The sequence below is a fragment of the Streptomyces sp. NPDC002232 genome (assembly GCF_042890295.1).
Taxonomy (GTDB): Bacteria; Actinomycetota; Actinomycetes; order Streptomycetales; family Streptomycetaceae; genus Streptomyces.
In genome coordinates, this window is the sequence record NZ_JBIARV010000003.1 from 29,391 (window position 1) to 47,374 (window position 17,984).

At 73.1% G+C, this 17,984-nt stretch carries 20 protein-coding genes; 9 read left to right on the forward strand and 11 right to left on the reverse strand.

Annotated elements, in window-relative coordinates; genetic code table 11:
• Window positions 1-466: 466 nt before the first annotated feature.
• The 3 genes from ACFYXU_RS12690 to ACFYXU_RS12700 are packed head-to-tail and all read right to left on the reverse strand — an operon-like array spanning window position 467 to window position 4,070.
• Window positions 467-1,516 carry a TniB family NTP-binding protein gene (locus ACFYXU_RS12690; protein ID WP_389457637.1) on the reverse strand — a complete coding sequence of 350 codons (1,050 nt, stop codon included), beginning with the start codon at window positions 1,514-1,516 and terminating at the stop codon, window positions 467-469.
• Window positions 1,513-3,375 (reverse strand): Mu transposase C-terminal domain-containing protein, encoded by a 1,863-nt coding sequence (locus tag ACFYXU_RS12695; protein ID WP_389457639.1) that lies wholly within the window; start codon window positions 3,373-3,375, stop codon window positions 1,513-1,515. The genes ACFYXU_RS12690 and ACFYXU_RS12695 overlap by 4 nt, the downstream gene beginning before the upstream one ends.
• Window positions 3,372-4,070, reverse strand: a complete 699-nt coding sequence (locus ACFYXU_RS12700; RefSeq protein ID WP_389457641.1) for a TnsA-like heteromeric transposase endonuclease subunit — start codon at window positions 4,068-4,070, stop codon at window positions 3,372-3,374. The genes ACFYXU_RS12695 and ACFYXU_RS12700 overlap by 4 nt, the downstream gene beginning before the upstream one ends.
• Window positions 4,071-4,330: 260 nt before the next feature.
• On the opposite strand from ACFYXU_RS12700, the gene ACFYXU_RS12705 reads away from it, so the two are divergent.
• Window positions 4,331-4,945 (forward strand): PadR family transcriptional regulator, encoded by a 615-nt coding sequence (locus ACFYXU_RS12705; protein ID WP_329850057.1) that lies wholly within the window; start codon window positions 4,331-4,333, stop codon window positions 4,943-4,945.
• 66 nt (window positions 4,946-5,011) lie between these two features.
• On the opposite strand, the gene ACFYXU_RS12710 is transcribed toward ACFYXU_RS12705, so the two are convergent.
• Together ACFYXU_RS12710 and ACFYXU_RS12715 are read right to left on the reverse strand one after the other, a co-directional pair.
• On the reverse strand, window positions 5,012-5,440 hold the full coding sequence (locus ACFYXU_RS12710) for an SRPBCC family protein (RefSeq protein ID WP_389408921.1): 429 nt from the start codon (window positions 5,438-5,440) through the stop codon (window positions 5,012-5,014).
• A gap of 69 nt (window positions 5,441-5,509) precedes the next feature.
• Window positions 5,510-5,734 carry a hypothetical protein gene (locus ACFYXU_RS12715; protein ID WP_389408922.1) on the reverse strand — a complete coding sequence of 75 codons (225 nt, stop codon included), beginning with the start codon at window positions 5,732-5,734 and terminating at the stop codon, window positions 5,510-5,512.
• 196 nt (window positions 5,735-5,930) lie between these two features.
• Between ACFYXU_RS12715 and ACFYXU_RS12720 the strand changes: the two genes are divergently transcribed.
• From ACFYXU_RS12720 to ACFYXU_RS12730, 3 genes are all read left to right on the forward strand, one after another.
• On the forward strand, window positions 5,931-6,515 hold the full coding sequence (locus ACFYXU_RS12720) for a Clp protease N-terminal domain-containing protein (protein WP_376515615.1): 585 nt from the start codon (window positions 5,931-5,933) through the stop codon (window positions 6,513-6,515).
• 41 nt (window positions 6,516-6,556) lie between these two features.
• A complete protein-coding gene (locus ACFYXU_RS12725; RefSeq protein ID WP_329850062.1) occupies window positions 6,557-7,564 on the forward strand; it encodes a DMT family transporter in 1,008 nt (335 codons plus the stop codon).
• Between the two features lie 175 nt (window positions 7,565-7,739).
• Window positions 7,740-8,717 (forward strand): DMT family transporter, encoded by a 978-nt coding sequence (locus ACFYXU_RS12730; RefSeq protein ID WP_376515617.1) that lies wholly within the window; start codon window positions 7,740-7,742, stop codon window positions 8,715-8,717.
• A gap of 118 nt (window positions 8,718-8,835) precedes the next feature.
• On the opposite strand, the gene ACFYXU_RS12735 is transcribed toward ACFYXU_RS12730, so the two are convergent.
• Window positions 8,836-9,480 carry an FMN-binding negative transcriptional regulator gene (locus ACFYXU_RS12735; protein WP_376515620.1) on the reverse strand — a complete coding sequence of 215 codons (645 nt, stop codon included), beginning with the start codon at window positions 9,478-9,480 and terminating at the stop codon, window positions 8,836-8,838.
• A 21-nt stretch (window positions 9,481-9,501) separates the two neighbouring features.
• Complete coding sequence (locus ACFYXU_RS12740) at window positions 9,502-10,209, reverse strand: pyridoxamine 5'-phosphate oxidase family protein (protein ID WP_389457644.1); 708 nt, start codon at window positions 10,207-10,209, stop codon at window positions 9,502-9,504.
• A 35-nt stretch (window positions 10,210-10,244) separates the two neighbouring features.
• Between ACFYXU_RS12740 and ACFYXU_RS12745 the strand changes: the two genes are divergently transcribed.
• Window positions 10,245-11,579 carry an aminotransferase class I/II-fold pyridoxal phosphate-dependent enzyme gene (locus ACFYXU_RS12745; RefSeq protein WP_389457646.1) on the forward strand — a complete coding sequence of 445 codons (1,335 nt, stop codon included), beginning with the start codon at window positions 10,245-10,247 and terminating at the stop codon, window positions 11,577-11,579.
• 58 nt (window positions 11,580-11,637) lie between these two features.
• Here the strand turns inward: ACFYXU_RS12745 and ACFYXU_RS12750 are convergent, their stop codons facing one another.
• A complete protein-coding gene (locus tag ACFYXU_RS12750; protein ID WP_376515625.1) occupies window positions 11,638-12,765 on the reverse strand; it encodes a DMT family transporter in 1,128 nt (375 codons plus the stop codon).
• Window positions 12,766-12,838: 73 nt separating this feature from the next.
• Here ACFYXU_RS12750 and ACFYXU_RS12755 point away from each other — a divergent pair, with 73 nt between their 5' ends.
• Window positions 12,839-13,741 (forward strand): LysR substrate-binding domain-containing protein, encoded by a 903-nt coding sequence (locus tag ACFYXU_RS12755; protein ID WP_329850072.1) that lies wholly within the window; start codon window positions 12,839-12,841, stop codon window positions 13,739-13,741.
• Window positions 13,742-13,820: 79 nt separating this feature from the next.
• Here the strand turns inward: ACFYXU_RS12755 and ACFYXU_RS12760 are convergent, their stop codons facing one another.
• Window positions 13,821-14,288: a pyridoxamine 5'-phosphate oxidase family protein gene (locus tag ACFYXU_RS12760; protein ID WP_376515627.1), complete on the reverse strand. Its 468-nt coding sequence runs from the start codon at window positions 14,286-14,288 to the stop codon at window positions 13,821-13,823.
• Window positions 14,289-14,364: 76 nt separating this feature from the next.
• Between ACFYXU_RS12760 and ACFYXU_RS12765 the strand changes: the two genes are divergently transcribed.
• Window positions 14,365-15,036, forward strand: coding sequence for a cysteine hydrolase (locus ACFYXU_RS12765; RefSeq protein WP_376515629.1), 672 nt, complete (start codon window positions 14,365-14,367; stop codon window positions 15,034-15,036).
• Here the strand turns inward: ACFYXU_RS12765 and ACFYXU_RS12770 are convergent.
• Window positions 15,023-15,421 (reverse strand): Rieske (2Fe-2S) protein, encoded by a 399-nt coding sequence (locus ACFYXU_RS12770; protein ID WP_376515632.1) that lies wholly within the window; start codon window positions 15,419-15,421, stop codon window positions 15,023-15,025. The two genes, ACFYXU_RS12765 and ACFYXU_RS12770, sit on opposite strands and share 14 nt — an antisense overlap.
• A 163-nt stretch (window positions 15,422-15,584) precedes the next feature.
• Between ACFYXU_RS12770 and ACFYXU_RS12775 the strand changes: the two genes are divergently transcribed.
• Together ACFYXU_RS12775 and lepB are read left to right on the forward strand one after the other, a co-directional pair.
• Complete coding sequence (locus ACFYXU_RS12775) at window positions 15,585-16,616, forward strand: AraC family transcriptional regulator (protein ID WP_389457648.1); 1,032 nt, start codon at window positions 15,585-15,587, stop codon at window positions 16,614-16,616.
• 103 nt (window positions 16,617-16,719) lie between these two features.
• A complete protein-coding gene (lepB, locus tag ACFYXU_RS12780; RefSeq protein ID WP_376515635.1) occupies window positions 16,720-17,328 on the forward strand; it encodes a signal peptidase I in 609 nt (202 codons plus the stop codon).
• 45 nt (window positions 17,329-17,373) lie between these two features.
• Here lepB and ACFYXU_RS12785 read toward each other — a convergent pair whose 3' ends face one another.
• Window positions 17,374-17,973: a TetR family transcriptional regulator gene (locus ACFYXU_RS12785; RefSeq protein ID WP_389408927.1), complete on the reverse strand. Its 600-nt coding sequence runs from the start codon at window positions 17,971-17,973 to the stop codon at window positions 17,374-17,376.
• Window positions 17,974-17,984 lie beyond the last annotated feature (11 nt).

Here is a 17,984-nt window from a genome sequence, read left to right on the forward strand (position 1 = left end):
GCCCACCGGGCTTCGTAGGAGGCTTGCCTGCAAGGCTCGGAGCACCAGCGAAAAGGACGGTTGCGATCGACGACGGTGCCGCAGTGGGCGCAGGGCGCGCTGTGGACGGTGTGCCGACGGGCTCCTTGGCGCGAGAGCGGGACGCGCTTGCGGCGGGCGATCACACGGCAGCGGTCGGAACACCATCGTGCGGGTCGGCCCTTGGCCCTCCGCGAGCGAAGGGGCTGGAAACAGTAGCCGCACCGCGTGTCGATCAGTGCTCGTTGCAGGTCAGTAAGGGGACGTCCCGTGACCGCGGCCAGTTTCTCGATGGGGGGAGGGCCGACGGAGCCCGCCGCGCAAAGGTGGGAGCGTAGATCAGCGGGTGGGAGGTGGTTGGCGTGCGCCAGGCGCCGGATGTAGGAGTCGACGGTGTCGTCGTCGCCCGGGCGAACGTAGATCGGCAGGCAGGGAGGAGGGATATCGATCATCGCTGCCTGGTCGGCTTTCGATCGGGACGAACGGATTCTGCGGCGTGATCCAGGGGGATGGCATTGATGCCTTCCTTGGTGACGCGTTCGGTGCCGTTGAGGATCGCGTCGATCGCGGCGCCCCGGATGGCGTGGGACAGGGCTCCGATCATCCCGTCGGTGCGGTTGTGTAGGTAGCGGTCCAGTCTGACTAGGCTGCGTGGTGGATGGTCGTGCAGGATCAGAGTGTCTTCCATGGTCGCGATCAGCCCTTTCCATTCGTCGCCGTAGGGGAACGTGCCGGTAGGGACCAGCGTGAAGCGGCCCGCGATCTGAGCGCCTCGCGTGCCGACCAGCAGTTCACTGGTCTCCAGGTCGATGCCCGCATAGACGAAGGTGGCGGGGATGCGCTCAGAGAAGTACTTCAAGGTGTCGGAGACCTCGGCGCCGGCCTGGGTCCTCTGGGAAATGTTGTGGATCTCGTCGACGAGCACGAGACCCGTGCGGGTATCGGTGCAGACACCCACCACGGCCTCGATGATGTCGGTCATGTTCGACCGGGGACGGACCGGAAGTCCCAGGAACCGGGCGAACTCCGCCGCGACCATGCGGGCGGTCGCAGCGGGCGGAACGGTGATGTAGAGGACCGGGATGCGGTCGCCGACCTTCGGGTGACGGGCCCGGTCGAGGAGTTCGTGGGCGCGGCCGAGTTGGGCGATGGCGCTGGTCTTGCCCGTGCCCGGTTGTCCCGAGACCATCAGACCGCGCCGGGCGCTGATCGCGTGCCGGTTAAGCAGGACCAGGCGACGGCCGCAGATCCGGGTCTTTTCGACGAACGACGCGGAGACCGTGAGCATCCGGGCGTGATGATCGAGGCGATCCTCGTCGTAAAGGTCCCGCTCGGTCGGTGACAGATGCCGCAGTTCATCCGGGGACAGTCGGGCCGGGGGCGGAGGCGGGCCGTCGATGAACTTCCGCCACCCGGCCAGAGTGGTCAGCTGCCGGTTCGCCTCGGCGTCGGCCTCCTGCACTGTCGTGGGCCCGGCCGCTGGGCAGGAGCGGGTCATGGTCGCCTCCAGGGGTTGGCGAGCGGGTCGAACAGGCCTAGCGGGATGACGTCGGCGAGGTCGGTGTCCGACTCGGCGTTGTGTTCGGGCGCGGTGGCGGGCGGATCGGGGACCGGGCGGACGGTCGTGGTGGCCCCGGGTGCGAGCGGCGACGCGGCGGTCGCGCTTCGAGCGCTTGGTCGGCCGGCCCTGTTCCGCAGCGGGACCGTCGTGGGCCCGCCGCAGCAGGGCCGTTCCTCGGTACCGCCAGGGACCTGGGCGCGAGCGTGGTCCCAGGCCAGCTCACCGAAGGGGACTCCGGCGCGGTGCAGATGCTTCCAGAACACGGTGATCCACCGATCCGCGCGGGAGTCGCGTACCCAGATCCGGGAGACGTCGTAGGGGTCGTAGTGGACCTCCCACAGGCCCTTCTTCGCCGTCACCCCGGAGCGCTGGCGGCGCAGCGGGTTCAACTCGGGGCTGTCGTAGGTGCGGTGCTTGATGCGGATCCCGTAGGCGTTGATCGCCTGCCAGCGCTCGGGCAGCAGCTCGACGTAGTCCTCCCCGCTGAGCGGCACTGGCACGTATCCGCAGGACTCGAGCAGCGTGGCGTACTTCTCGTTCGGCGAGAACGCCCGTGCCGGTGCGTCCGGGTCGCGTAGAGAGTCGTGGGGCCTGGTCTGCCAGACGGCAACGATCCATTCGTCGAGCAGGCTCTGAAGTTCGGGCAGCGACCACAGCGGTCCTTCTTCCAGCCCTTGGCCGCGGCGGTCTGTCGTCGATCCGGTGTATCCCGCGACGAACTGGGCGAACAACGTGGCCACGGAGCCCAGGGTCTTCTCGATCGTGCCCTTGTCGGTCGGCGTCGCCTTGTGCGCCGGCTGCAGGTTGATGCCCAAGTAGCGGCAGGACGCGCGGAAGGCGTGCGAGATGAACACGCTGCCGTGGTCGCAGACGATCGTCTCCGGCACGACCACCGGGCGGGCGGCCGCGTGTTCCAGTCGCTTGTCGATGCTCAGCAGCCGCCGGTGCGGCAACGCTGACCGGGACATCCGCAAGGCATCCGCCCAGCCAGGACGCATCGCCTCAGGGGTAACACTGCGAGCCAGCAGCGCGGAGGCGTCCGCGGCCTTCGTGGAGGGCCGCAGCACTGCTGCGGTGATCGACCTGGTGGCGATGTCGACCATGCCCGTCAGTTCGACCTTCTCGGCAACACCGTCATCCAGTCTCACCAGCACGTCCATCGGCGTGGAATCGATCTGCATCAGCTCGCCGGGCGCACTCGCCGGGACTTCGCCAAACGGCCCAGACGGCCGTGCACCGATCGAGCGGCGAGTTCGGGCCGACCCGGTGGCGTGGGTGCCCCTGGCGAGCTTGTCGAACAGCCGGTAGAGCGTGGCCCGAGACGGCAGTTCAATGCCAGTGGTTTCCTCCTGGTCGGACAGGATCTGTTTGGTTCGCCAGATGGTGAAGCCGATCGTCCTCGACGATGCTTCGGCGGTCTCGGCAATCGCCTGTCGCATGGCCTCCACCACGGCGGGCTCGACCTGGCCGAAGTCCTGCATCTGCTTGGCCGACCGGCGGTCCGCCAGCCCGACCAGTCCATCGCGCTGGTACCGCTGGCGCCGCTGCTTGATTCCGCTGGCCGACACCTGGTGCCCGGCTGCCGTCAGCTCCGCAGCCTTGGCCCGCTCGCGCTGGGCAAGCGAGTGTTGTTCCGGATCAAACTCCGGCCGCGGCTTGGTCTCTTCTGGAGCATCTGGCGGCAGGCCGTGCAAGACCTCCAGGATGTGTCTCTCCCACCAGCGGGCCTGTTCAGCGGCGGCCTCGGGAAACTCCGCGATGCGGGAGGTCTGCGGCACTCGCCTCTTGCCGGTCACCGGCCGGCTCCGTTGGCCAAGTGGACGAGCGTGCGCGGACCCAGCAACTCGACCGTCATTGCCTCGGAGGTCAGATCCTGGGTCCAGAGGAGGTGGAACAGCACCGGCAGCGTGAGCAGCCGATCCCCGGCGGCGTCCGCCCCCGCCATGAGAGGTCCCGGGGCTGCGAAGACCTCTCGGAGCCGGGCAGCCGCCGGGTGGTGCAGACACCGTGGATGCCGGTAGCGCGACAGCCACCGGACATTCGCGAGCAGCACCGCGTCCGGTGTCCCCAGCCGCTCGAATCTCCATCCGGCCTGGGCGCAGAGCAGACGCGTCACCTCGAACGCCTCGGCGTCCTTCGGCTCGATCCGATCGTCCGCACGAACATCGACGAGCACCGCCGAGCCGTCCGCGCGGCGCACGAAGTAGTCCGGGGCGTGCCGACGCTCCCGCTCACCGTCATTCCAGTGCAGCCAGAACGGCTGCGAGCCGATCCCCACCACGCTCGGATCGAAGTCCATCAGCAGCAGTCGGTCCCGTTCCAGCCACGACTCGAAGCCGACGTGTCGCCCGGTCGTCGCCGCCCAGTACCAGCCGGGGAAGTGACGCTCACCGCGCGACCAGCGAAACGTACGTACCGGATCGACATCCTCGAACCGGCCCGTCACACAGTCCCGCAGCGGACGCCGACGACGCCCATGCACCGCGTCCACGTACGACAACTCGATGCACGGCCCCGCGTGATCCCCCCCCAGCTGCTACAGCCATCCAGCACCCCCAGCGTCTTCAGTGGCGCGACTAGGTTCGCTGAGACAGAAGCCCGAACGGCTCGGTTCCTTGAGAAGACGACTCGATTGAGTGAGACAGGACAGGAGGGATTTCTTGTCGGTCTCTTGCTCGACGAACAGTTCCGATATATCGTTGAGGCATCGCGACAGTTCGACGATGGAATCCCGATGAAAGGAGCGTTGCGATGCGTTCACATGGACACGAGCACGGACACGGGCACGGCCGTGGAGGCTGCGGCCCCGGGCCTCGGGGGGACTTCGAGGGGCGGCGTGCTGCGTTCGGGCCCTTCGGGCCCGGGTACGGCGGCGGGCCGTTCGGCGGCGGCTTCGGTGGCCGTGGCCGCGGTGGCGGCCGGGGCAGGGCGCGGCGCGGTGACGTGCGCGCCTCGATCCTGGCGCTCCTGAAGGACCGCCCGATGCACGGCTACGAGATGATCCGGGAGATCGGCGAGCGCAGCGACGGGGCGTGGAAGCCCAGTCCCGGCTCGGTCTACCCGACCCTCCAGATGCTGGAGGACGAGGGGCTGATCACCAGCGCGAGCGAGGGCGGCAAGAAGCTGTTCACGCTCACCGAATCCGGGCGCGCCGAGGCCGAGGAAGGCCCCGACGCTCCGTGGGAGGAGGCCGGGCGCGGGGTCGACTGGGAGGCCGTGAACGAGATCCGGCAGGCCGGCTTCGGTCTGATGGAGGCGTTCGGGCAGGTCTGGAAGACCGGCAGCCCCGAGCAGCGGCAGAAGGCGGTCTCCGTGATCAACGAGGCCCGCAAGAAGCTCTACCTCATCCTCGCCGACGAGCACTGAGGCGCACGAAGGCCGGGGCCCCGCGACGATCGTCGCGGGGCCCCGGCCGTCTCTCCCCGGGTACGGTCAGGCCACCAGGCCCGAGAGCTTGCGCAGGGACTCGGTCAGCGCCGCCGTCGCCGAGTCCCTGAGCTTGCCCGCCATCAGGGAGACCGCCGCACCGGTGAACTCCCCGTCGATCCGTACCGTCGTGGCCTCGCCGTCCGCCGCCAGCGAGTAGCGCGTGGTGACGACGACCCCCATCGGCCCCTTGCCCCGGACGGCGAAGGCGCGCTCGGGCTCCAGCTCCTCCACCGTCCAGAGCACCTCGGCGGGGAAACCCATCAGCTTCATGTTCTCCGTGAAGGTGGCGCCCGCCTCCAGCGGTTCGGGGCCGCCGTTCGGGAAGTTCGTGTGGGTGGCGTTCCACTCGCCGTACGACGAGAAGTCCGTGAGCTGCGCCCAGACCTTTCCGGCCGGCGCCTCGATCCGTGCCTCCGCGCTGACTTCGGCCATGCGACCACCCCTTCACGCGTGCCAACTGGGTTCCGGTGTCGCGGAACGTAGCGGCGCGGCCGTGAACATTCAATACTGATGAACCGTCAGTTCTGCGGTCGCCGGTCCCGTGCCGTCGCCGATCCACCAGATCTCGGCCGAGTCGAAGCTGTCCGAGGCCCGCGGGGCCCCGTCCTCCTCGTGGCAGTGGAAGGCCGCCCAGAACAGATCGGCCGGCAGCGCCTCCCGGGGCGCGTACACCCGGTACACGTACTGCCGCCCGTCGCGCGAGGGCAGGGCCACCATCCAGAACACGACCGGAGGACGAGCGGAGGGGGGTCCGTGGTTGCGTCGGGGGCGCGGGGCAAGGCGGCGCGCGCCTCTCGGGGGCGACGCGCGCGATCTCATCCGTAAGGAGGAGGAGCCGCGCGCGCGTGCCCAACTCCGGTGGGACGCGGACATGCTTCTCCCCGGTGATGTCCCGGCGGCCTGGGCCTGATGAGGTGGGAGGGTGCACCATCCCGTCCCGCGGCCCCAGCCGCTCCCGTCGTCCGCCGCCCCGCGCCCGGAGCGCGCGCACCTCCTGACGCCCTCGCTCGCGGCGGTCGCGTCGGGCGCGCGCCGCAGGGCCCTCAGGGACGGCGACCGTCAGATCGACACCGCCCACCTCCTGCACGCGCTCGTCGAGTCCGACCCCGAGGTCGGCGCCGCCTTCGAGGGCGGCCACCAGCTCGCCCGCGTCCTCGGCTACCTCGTCCAGCGGTCCATCGGCTACGGCCTGCGCTGGCAGCGGTCGGACGAGGAGTCCGCGACCCGGAGCCTGCTCCCCGCCGCGCGCGCGACCGAGCCCCTGGGTCCCCGCACCTCCCCCTGGTCGCCGGCCGCGGCCGCGGCGCTGGAGGGCGCCTTCCGGCGGGCCGCCGACCGGGGCGAGACACAGGCCCGCGGACTCGATCTGCTCGCCGCCCTCGCCGCCGATCCCGAGAGCCGGGCCGTCGAGGTCCTCCGCCGGGCGGGGGTCGAGCCGGCCGTGCTGGGCGCCCGCGCGGACGCCCTTCCGGCCGCCCGGGACGAGGAGCCGTCTCAACAGGTGTAACGGGGGTTACGCCCCTGACGGCGTCCTGTCATGATGGCCCGATGCACGCGTCTCAGGGGAGAAGCGCCGGCCTGGGACTCGCCCTGGCCTCGGCCTTCGCATTCGGTGGTTCAGGAGTGGCGGCCAAGCCGCTCATCGAGGCGGGACTCGACCCGCTCCACGTCGTGTGGCTCCGGGTCGCCGGTGCCGCGCTCGTCCTGCTGCCCGTGGCCTGGCGCCACCGGGACCTCCCGCGCCGCAAACCGGCCCTCCTCGTGGGCTTCGGCCTGCTCGCCGTCGCGGGCGTCCAGGCCTTCTACTTCGCCTCGCTCTCCCGCATCCCCGTCGGCGTGGCCCTGCTCATCGAGTACCTCGCCCCCGCCCTCGTCCTCGGCTGGGTCCGCTTCGTGCAGCGCCGGCCCGTCACCCGCGCCGCCGCCCTCGGCGTCGTCCTCGCCGCCGGCGGCCTCGCCTGCGTCGTCCAGGTCTGGTCCGGACTGAGCTTCGACGTCCTCGGCCTGCTCCTCGCGCTGGCCGCCGCCTGCTGCCAGGTCGGCTACTTCGTCCTGTCCGACCAGGGCGCCGAGGAGGCCGAGCGGGCGGACCCGGTGGGCGTCATCGCGTACGGACTGCTCATCGGCGCCCTCGTCCTCACCGTCGTGTCCCGGCCCTGGGGCATGGAGTGGGGCGTCCTCGGCGGGCGCGCCGACATGAACGGGACCAGCGTGCCCGCCTGGCTGCTGCTCGGCTGGATCGTGCTGATCGCCACCGTCCTCGCGTACGTCACCGGAGTCATCTCGGTGCGCAAGCTCTCCCCGCAGGTGGCGGGGGTCGTCGCCTGCCTGGAGGCGGTCATCGCCACCGTCCTGGCCTGGGTCCTGCTCGGCGAGCACCTCGGGGCGGCGCAGATCATCGGCGGCGCGGTGGTCCTCGTCGGGGCCTTCATCGCCCAGTCCTCGACGCCCAAGGCGCCCCCGGCGGCGCCGGTCGCCGGCTCCGCGGCGGCGGTCGTCGCGGCGGGTGCCACGGAGCGGGACGCGGAGTTGTCCTCCGGCCGGACCGCATCCTAGGGTGCCGCTCATGCCTACGACGGTGCTTCCGCCTCCCGCCGCCTAGCGCGCGGAGGACCCTCCTCGACGAAGACCGGGCTCGGCCGGGCGGCTCCCCGCCCCCGAGCGGTTCGTCGCTGCCCCCGCGCGGAGCCCAGCGACCACCCATCCCCGCTGTCTTCCACGGAGCACCCACGTGTCGAACTCCTCGGGTCCCGCCCTGTCCGTCGGGCGGAGCCTCCTCTATCTGATCGTCGCCGGCATCGCCTGGGGCACGGCCGGCGCCGCCGCCTCGCTGATCTTCCGCGTCAGCGACCTGGGCCCGCTCGCCCTCTCCTTCTGGCGCTGCGTCGGCGGCCTCGTCCTGCTGCTCGGGGCGCTGGCACTGCGGCCGCGTCGGGCCATGTCCGGCACCACGTCCCGCACCGAGCGCGAGTCGCGGGGGCGGCGGACGGCCCGCATCCTCGGTACCGGCATCGGCCTCACCGTCTTCCAGAGCGCCTACTTCGCCGCCGTCGAGGCCACCGGCCTCGCGGTCGGCACCGTCGTCACCCTGGGCGCCGGACCCGTCCTCATCGCGATCGGCGCCCGGCTCACCATGGGCGAGCGCCTCGGGCGCGGCGGCGTCACCGCCGTCGCCGGCGCCCTCGCCGGCCTCTTCGTCCTCGTGCTGGGCGGCGGGACGGCCGAGGTCCGGCCGCTCGGCGTCGTCCTCGCGGTCGTCTCGGCGGCCGGATACGCGGCGATCACCCTCCTCACCCGATGGCTCGGCCGGGACGGCGGCGGGTCGGACGCGCTGGCGACGACCACCTGGGCCTTCGCGATCGGAGCGGCCGGGCTGCTGCCCGCCGCGCTCGCCGAGGGGCTTGTCCCGCACACGGACGCGCCGGTGAGCGTCGTGCTGCTCCTCGTGTACGTGGCGGCGGTGCCGACCGCGCTCGCCTACGCGCTGTACTTCGCCGGCGCGGCCGTCGTCCGGGCCGCCACCGTCTCCGTGATCATGCTTCTGGAGCCGGTCAGCGCGGCCCTGATCGCGGTCTCGCTCCTCGGCGAGCGGCTCACCGCCGCGATCGTCCTCGGCACGCTGCTGCTCCTCGTCGCCGTGACGGGCCTCGCCCTGGCGGAGGCGCGGACAGCCGCGGCGGCGCGCAGGCGGGAGCCCGTGGCGGTCTAGGGGGTGTCGTCACACTCCCGTCTGCCCCGCGACGCCTGGACTGTGACGGGACGCAGTAGGGGATGTCTTGTCGATCAGGCCGGGCGGGATCCCCGGTGGATCCCCTTCGGCGGGTCCGTCAGTCGGTCGCGCGGCGGCGGACCTGGTGGGCCCGGGCGCTCAGGTCGCCGGGGCCGGCCCGCTCGGCGAGGCGCTCCGAGACCCGCTCCTGGACCTCCCGGGGCTTGTTGCCCGCGTACTTGAACTTCGCGCGCACCTCGGTCACCTCCAGGCTCAGCACCCTGATCCCCGACAGCATCCTGCCGAACGGAGCCTCGTCCGGGGCCACGGGCGCGGTGCCGCCCTCCGGCTGGAAGTGCGCGACCTGACGGTTGAGCAGGGCCGCCTTCTCCGCCGGTTCGTCGACCACCCGCGCGGCACAGCGCAGCTGCACGGCCGTGTAGTACGAGGTCGGGGTGCCGTGCTCCGGCGGGGCACCCTCGGGGGCCGTCCAGTGCCCCGGAACGTAGACGTGGTCGTCGACCACGCTCAGGAGCACCACCGGGTGCGCCTCCAGGGCGCGCCAGAGCGGGTTCGGCCGGGCGAGGTGGGTCAGGACCCGGCCGTACGGGCCGGGCTCGGGGTCGTACCGGAAGTGCGTCGGCTGCACCCACGGCGGTTCGCCGTCCGTGCCGTTGACGGCGAGCTGGCCGAAGTCGTGCCGGGCGAGCCAGTCGCGCCACTCGCCCTCGTCGTGCGCCGCGTCCCAGGGGTGGATCAGCATGGTCGGTCCGCCCTTCCCGGATCAGAGCGAGGCGAGGTAGCCGGGCACGGCGACCGACGCGTCGAGGTCGTCGGCCGGGACCGGCGTGCCGTGCTCGACCCGTACGGGGACCACACCGGCCCAGTGGGGGAGGGCGAGGTCCTCGGCGTCGTCGTTGGGCCCGCCGGTGCGCACCTTCGCCGAGACCTCGTCCAGGTCGAGCCGGATCACGGCGGTGGCGGCGAGCTCCTTGGCGTTCCCGGGGCGCGAGTCGGCCGAGCGGCCGGGGACGACGTGGTCGACGAGCGCGTCCAGGGCCGTCCGGAGCTCCTCGGGGTCGGTGACCTGGTGCGCGGTGCCGTGGACCACGACCGAGCGGTAGTTGAGCGAGTGGTGGAAGGCGGAGCGGGCGAGCACCAGGCCGTCGACGTGCGTCACGGTCAGGCAGACCGGCAGGCCCGGGGCCTTCTCGCCGTCGCCGGCCGCGCGCAGCGGCCGGGAGCCGGTGGAGCCGTGGACGTAGAGGCGCTCGCCGACCCGGCCGAAGAGGGTGGGGAGGACGACCGGCGCGCCGTCGCGGACGAAGCCGAGGTGGCAGACGTAGGCCTCGTCGAGTATCGAGTGGACGAGCTCCCTGTCGTACGAGGCACGCTCCCGGGAGCGCGTGGGCACGGTCCGGTCGGTCGGCGTGTAGGCCTCGCCCGGCGCGGACGTCTCGGTCGCGGTGCTCGTGTCGGCGGCGGCGCTCATTGCGTACTCCATTGCACTAGTGCATAATCATGTTTGTGCTAGGAGAGTATCGGATCGAAGGCCGTCGCGCATCGGACATCGCCGCCAGCGTCGAGCGAGGGGTGGGTGCCGGAGCGCTCCAGCCCGGACAACTGCTGCCGCCCATGAGGGAGTTGGCGGGCACCCTCGGGGTTAACCCCAACACCGTCGCCGCCGCCTACCGCACCCTGCGCGAACGCGGGGTGATCGAGACGGACGGCCGGCGCGGCAGCCGCGTGCGGCCGCGGCCCGCCACGACCGCGCGCGGCTCGATCCGGGTGGAGGCTCCCGCCGGGGTCCGCGACGTGAGCAACGGCAACCCCGACCCCGCCCTGCTGCCCTCCCTCGGCGAGGCCTTCGCGGAGGTCGCCCGGCGGTACGCCGAACGGCCCGGCATGTACGGAGAGGCCCCCGTCGACGAGGAGTTCGGCCGCCTCGCGCGCGCCGCCTTCGACGCGGACGGGGTGCCCGCCGGGCCCGTCGGCGCCGCCTCGGGCTCCCTCGACGCCATCGAGCGGGTGCTCGCCGTCCGCCTCCGGCCCGGCGACGCCGTCGCCGTCGAGGACCCGGGCTGGGGCAGCCTCCTCGACCTCGTCCCCGCGCTGGGGCTGCGCCCGGTGCCGGTCGCCGTCGACGACGAGGGGCCGCTGCCGGAGGCGGTCGAGCGCGCGATCCGCCAGGACGGCGCGCGCGCCGTGATCGTCACCGACCGGGCGCAGAACCCGACCGGTGCCTGCGTCACCGAGGAACGGGCCCGCGCGCTGCGCCGGGTCCTCGCGGCGCACCCCGGCGTCCTGCTCGTCGAGGACGACCACGGGCACGGCATTGTCGCGCAGCCCCTCCATCCGCTCGCCGGCCTCACCGACCACTGGGTCCTCGTCCGTTCGGTCGCCAAGGCGTACGGGCCGGACCTGCGGATCGCCGCGTTCACCGGGGACGCCGAGACCGTCGACCGGGTGCTCGGCCGGCAGCGGCTCGGCCCCGGCTGGGTCAGCCGCCTGCTCCAGCAGGCCGTCGCCCACCTCTGGGCGACCGGCGCGGTGGACCCGGGTGCCGTCGCGCGCGCGTACGGGAAGCGGCGCGACGGGCTCGTGCGGGCCCTGGCCCGGCGGGGCGTCGAGGCCCACGGGCGCAGCGGGATGAACGTCTGGGTGCCGGTGGCGGACGAGACCGGCGCCGTGGCCCGGCTCCTCGCCGGCGGCTGGGCGGTCGCGCCGGGCGCCCGCTTCCGGACGGACACGGGGCCGGCCGTCCGGATCACCGTCTCCGGCCTCGCCGCCGCGGACGTCGAGGCACTGGCCGACGCGGTGGCCGGGGCGGCGGGGCCGGCGCCGGCACGGAGCTACGGGTAGGCCCGTCCGGGTTGTGGGGCGGGAGTGCCGCCCGGCGGCTGCCCGCGCGTCCGCCGCCTCAGTCGCGGGCGGCCGGAGCCGGGGAGGCGGCGGCGTGCGCGGGGACGGGTGCGGGCATGCCGTCGATTCCGGGGACGGGGACGGGGACGGGGGCGGGTGCGGTCGTGCCGTCGGTTCCGGGGACGTCGGCGGGCGCGGTCGTGCCGTCGGAGGCGGCCCCCGGTTCCGTGACGGCGGTCCGCGCGGGCTTCGCCGGGAGGGTCGTGCGGCGGGACGTGCGGGTCTGGGTGAGGGCCGCGCCCGCCAGGACCACGAGCGCGCCCACCGGGGTGTTCCAGGTGAGCCGCTCGTCGAGCAGGGCGACGCCCGCCGCCGTGGCGATCACCGGGATGAAGTACGTGACCATGGCGGCCGTCGTCGGTCCGACCTCCGCGACGACGCCGTACTGGAGCAGCATCGCGTACCCCGTACCGAGTGCGCCGAGGGCGACCACGGCGAGCAGCGGGACCAGTTCGACCGACTCCGGCACGGAGGTGAACAGGGGCGTGACCACGGCCAGTTGCAGCGTCGCGAGCCCCACCTGGGAGCCGGCCAGCGAGAGGTTCGAGGCGCCGGTTCCGCTGAGGGTCCGACGGACGTAGATCCAGCCGACCGCGTAGCTGAAGGAGGCCAGCAGCGCCAGGGCCGTGCCCGTCACGTCGAGGCCGGAGAAGCCCTGCCAGGCGCCGAGCACGGTGAGTACGCCGATGAAGCCGATGCCCAGACCGGCCGCGCGCACCCGGGTCGGGCGGTCCTCGGAGAGCGCCACCAGCGAGAGCAGCATGCCCCAGAGCGGCGTCGTGGCGTTGCAGATGCCCGCCAGAGTGGAGGGGATGGTCAGCTCCGCGTACGCGAAGAGGGAGAACGGCAGCGCGTTGAGCAGCAGGGCGGCGACCGTCAGGTGGCCCCAGACGCGGGCCCCGCGCGGCAGCCGGTCGCGCTTCACGACGATCGCGACGGCCAGCACCGCCGTACCGAACAGGAGCCGCCCGAAGGTGACCTGGAAGGGGGCGAAGCCCTCCGTGCCGACCTTGATGAACAGGAAGCTGAAGCCCCAGATCAGGGCGAGGACGCCGAACCGTACGCGCCAGTCGAGCAGGCGGGAGGCGGAGGCGGGGGACGAGGAGGAGGGTGCTGCGGGGCTCATGCACTCAGAGTGAGGCGAGCGATGTCGTAGAACAAGCGAGAATTCCTCGACCCCTCCCCTTAGTATCGCTTACATGTTGAACCTGGAGCGTCTGCGCACCCTCGATGCCCTCGCCCGGCACGGTTCGGTCAGCGGCGCGGCCGACGGCCTGCACGTCACCACCTCGGCCGTCTCCCAGCAGCTGTCCAAGCTGGAGCGCGAGGTGGGGCAGCAGCTGGTCGCCAAGAACGGCCGGGGCGTGCGGCTCACCGACGCCGGGATGCTGCTCGCCGAGCACGCCGCCCGGATCCTCTCCCAGGTCCAGATGGCCCAGGCCGACATCGAGGCCCAGCAGGGCCGGGTGGTGGGCGAGGTGCGGCTCGCCGGCTTCCCGACGGCGGCGCGCGGACTCTTCCCGGCCGCGCTCGCCGCCCTGCGCGCCGGTCATCCCGAGCTCCGCGTCCGTACGACGGAGCTGGAGCCGGAGTCGGGCGTGCGGGCGGTCCTGCGCGGGGACGCCGACCTCGCGATCGTCCTGGACTGGAGCAACAAGCGGGCGCCCGTCCCCGGCGGCCTGGAGCGCGCCCACCTCCTCGACGACTCCGCCGACGTGGCCCTGCCCGCCGGGCACCCGCTGGCCGGCCGGGAGGCGGCGGACCTGGAGGACTTCGCCGACGAGGAGTGGGTCTCCTGGCCCGAGGGCGAGTTCTGCCACGACTGGCTGATGTTCACGCTGCGCTCGCAGGGCATCGAGCCGCGCATCGGGCACCTCGCGGGGGAGCACCACACCCAACTGGCCCTGGTCGCGGCCGGACTCGGTGTGTGCGTCACGCCCAGGCTGGGGCGCCCTCTGCCGGACGGGGTCGTGTTCGTCCCCGTCCGGCAGAAGGTCCGGCGTCACATCTACGCCACCTGGCGCGCCGACGCGGGCCGCCGCCCCTCCGTACGGGCCGTCGTCGCGGCGCTGCGGACGGCGGCGGAGTCCCGGGGGAGCTGAGGCGGCGGGGGCGGGCCGGGGTGATGGAGCCCCTCCAGGTCACCTCGGCTGACTCGGCCCGTAGCTCCTAGCTCCTGGGTCAGAGGTCCGCGAGCTTGCGGAAGTCCCAGGAGGCGATGGCGTCCGGAGTCAGCCGGAGCCAGGCGTGCCGGCCGTCGTGCGGCATGGTGTCCAGGCCGAAGTTCTTCGCGGTGAAGAGCTGTTCCGGCACGTCGAGCTCGGGGCACGGCTCCCCGGTCCTCGGCGCCTCGCCCACGAAGACCGCCGTCCCGGACAGCTCCACACCGCGCAGCTCCCCGTACTCCTCCCCGTCGTCCACCACCACCGCGATCCTCGGGTCCGCCCGCAGCTCCGCCCAGCGGCGGCTGCGCGTCAGCGAGTACAGCCACAGCGAGGAGCCGTCCCAGACGAACCAGAGCGCGCTCACGTGCGGCCGGCCGTCGGCGGAGACGGTCGCGACCCGGCAGGTGCGCTGCTCGGCGAGGTAGGAGTCGAGCTCGGCCGGGGTCATCATGATCCGGCGTCCACGGCGCTGTGCGACGGTCATCGTCCGCACCCTTCTGGATTTCTGATGAGACGTCAGGAAGCATGGGGGGCCATCCGCGCGCGTGCAAGGGGAGACCATGGGTCAGAGTCCGAGAGAACGGCTCGGGGAGCGGATCCGCCCGGACGGCGGAGTCGTCCTGCTCACCGTCGAATGCCAGCGGGGTGTCGTCGGCCCCGACAGCGCCCTGCCCGAACTGGCCGCCGTCGCACGGGCGTCCGGCGCCCTCGGCAACGTCGCCCGGCTCGTCGCCGCCGCGCACGCGGCGGACGTCCAGGTGATCCACGCCGTCGCCGAGCGGCGCCCCGACGGCCGGGGCGCCAGCAGCAACGCCCGGCTCTTCGCGGCCGCCGCCCGACTGCCCGTGCAGCAGCACAGCGGCAGCGCGGCCGTCCGGATCGCCGAACCGATCGAGGTGGCCGACGAGGACCTGATCGTCCGGCGGCTGCACGGGCTCTCGCCGCTCGCGGGCACCGACGTCGACGCGCTCCTGCGCAACCTCGGCTGCCGCACGCTGATCGTCACCGGGGTCTCCGCCAACGTCGCCGTGCCCAACGCGGTGTTCGACGCGGTGAACCTCGGCTACACGGTCGTGGTGCCCTCGGACGCCATCGCGGGGGTGCCGGCCGACTACACCCCCGCGATGATCCGGAACACCCTCGCGCTCGTCGCCACGATCACCACCACGGACGAGGTGCTGGGGTGCTGGAAGGCCCCCCGGGGCCCCGGCGCCGCCGTCAGCCGGGGCTGATCTCCTCGCCGACCACCTGGATCGGCTCCGGCGGCAGCGGCGCGGGCGCCGGACCGGACTTCACGCTGCCGTCCGAGATGTCGAACTGGCTCTGGTGGCAGGGGCAGACGATGACGCCGTCCGCGATGCTGCTCACGGCGCAGCCCTGATGGGTGCACTTCGACGAGAAGGCCTTGAACTCGCCGGCCTTGGGCTGAGTGATCACCAGTCCCCGGTCGGCGAGGATCTTCCCGCCGCCCACCGGGATGTCGCCGGTCCGGGCGAGAACGCCCGCCTCCGGGGCCGCGTTCTTGCCGTCCGCGCCGCTCCCGCAGGCGGCGAGCGCCGCCGCGAGGCCCGCGCCTCCCGCCGCCGCGACCACCGTCCGGCGTGCCACTCCGCTCATGTACTGCCCCACTTCCCTCGCTGTGCCCGGACACGGGTGTGCCGGCCCCCGACGGTACGTCTGTGAGCTGTGTCCCGTTCACAGGATGCGCACTTCGGCCGCCTTACAGTTCTGAGTAGAGTGTCTGGATCTGGACATCCTTCAAGGAAAGTGTCTAGCTTCGGTGAACTCGTCGGTCAGCACCCATCACCTCCGGGCCGTCCTGCTCGGCGCCGAGCGGCGCGGATTCGCCGCGGGGCCGCTCCTGGCCCGCGCCGGACTGCCCTCCGCCCTCCTGGACGCGCCCCCGGCCAGAGTCCCCGCCAACCAGTTCGGACAGCTCGTCAGAACGCTGTGGGCCACGCTCGACGACGAGCTCATCGGCTTCGGCGGCGCGCCCAGCAAGGTCGGGACCTTCGCGATGATGGCCCACGTCGTGGTCCACGGCAGCCGCGACCTCCGCGAGGCGCTCCGGCGCGCCCAGACCTTCTACGCCCTCTTCCCGGCGGGACCTCGCTTCCGGCTCCTCGAACCCGGCGCGGGCGGCATCTGCGGACCCGACGAGGCGCGGATGGAGTTCGACGTCTCCGGGTACGACGACCCCCTCCACTTCGGAGCCGAGTCCACCGTGCTCGTGGCGCACCGCTTCGCCGGCTGGCTCGTCCGGCGCCGGATCGGCCTGCGGCGGGTCGAGTTCGTCCACCCCGAGCCCCGGCACGCCCGCGAGTACGCCCTGCTCTTCGGCGTGCCCTGCGTCTTCGGCGCGGAGCGGACCGCCGCCGTCTTCGACCGGGCGGACCTGGACGAGCCGGTCCTCCGGGACGCGGCGGCGCTCAAGGCCTTCCTCCGGCGCGCCCCGGCCGACGTGCTGGTCCGCGCCGACTACGGCAGTACGGTGACCGGCCGGGTGCGGCACCTGATCGGGCGGGCGCTGCCCGGCGGGCCGGTGCCGACGCCCGAGCACCTCGCCGGCCTGCTGTCCGTCAGCCCGCAGACCCTGCGGCGCCAACTGGCCGCCGAGGGCGCGACGTACCAGCGGGTGCGCGACCAGGTGCGGCGCGACCACGCCATCGCCGAGCTGAGGGGCGGCCGGGTGTCCATCGAGCGGCTCTCCCGGCAGCTGGGCTTCTCCGAGCCGAGCGCCTTCCACCGGGCCTTCCGGCGCTGGACGGGCGAGACCCCCCGGTCTTATCAGACGCGCGGTCAACAACCCTGAGCGGTACGGTCACAGCCGCCGTCCGCCCCCCGGCCTACCGTCCCGCCATGACCGAAATCGACCGTTCCGGAGGCTCCCGGCCGCCGGAACGCACGGGGCGCCGGTGACCGCGCGCCGGGCGGCCGGCGCCGTCCTCGCCGCCGGAGTCCTGCTCTGTCTCCTGGCCGGGGTCGCCGTCACGGCCCTCGGCGTCCGGGTCGACGGCACCAGCATGTCGCCGACCCTGCACCAGGGCGACCGGATCCTGGTCTCCCCGGGCTCGGCGGGCGGGGCGCGCCGCTTCGACGTGGTGCTGCTGCGGGCCACCGGGAGGGACGCCCTCCTGGTGAAGCGGGTGATCGCCCTGCCCGGCGACCGGGTGGCGATCGTGTCCACGCCGGACGAGCCCTTCCAGGTCCTCCTCCAGGAGGGGGGCCGGGGGCCCGTGCGCCGGGTGGTGGCGACCCAGTGGGAGACGCAGGCGCACCGCACGAGCGCCTGCTGCGGAGCGGACGGCACCCGGTCGGCCCGCTCCGAGCTGCGGACCGTGCCCGAGGGCGCGTTCTTCTACCTGGGCGACAACCCCGACCTGTCGGACGACTCGCGGGCGTACGGCTGGGGCAGGCTCGACCGGATCGAGGGCCGGGCGGGCGCCCTCGCCTTCCCCGTCTCGGCGGCGCCCGGCATCGGCAACCGGCCGGTGCTGGAGGAGTACCCGGGGCCGGGCCCCTGACCCGGGACCGTGCTCCTGTCGACGAGGGGAGCGTGACGGCACCCCCTAGGGCATCCGCTCCCGGCCCGTGCTCAGGGCGATCCGGATCACGGTGTCCGCGATGCGCCGGGCCGACTCCTCGGGGGAGGCGCCGGCCTGGACGATGTGACTGGCGGTCAGCCGGACCGCCGCGTCCACGGCCAGCTCGCGGGCCACCGGATCGACGGCGGGCCAGGCCTCGGTGGCGTACGCGTCCGCCATCGCGGTCGCCGTGCCGAAGGCCGCCGCGGACCGGGTGGTGAGGTACGGCAGGAGTCCGTCCTCGCCGGTGCTGGTCAGCATGGCCCTGATCAGCGGGTTCCGGCCGGCCAGCGTGAGGGTGAAGCCGACGGCGGCCTCGACGGCCGCGCGCAGATCGTCCCGGTGGGCGTCCAGGCCCTGCTGGATGCCGACCAGGCAGCGTTCCAGCTCGCGCTGGAAGAGGGCCTCGCCCACGGCCTCCTTGGAGGGGAACTCCGAGTACAGCGTCTGCCGGCTGACGCCGACCGCGCCGGCCAGGTGGGACATGCGCAGCTTGTCGAAGCCGCGGTCCGCGACCGCCTCGTACGCGGCGTCGAGGAGGCGCTCGCGCAGCAGTGTCCGGACCGTCTCCCTGAACCGTGGCATCGGGCCAGCGT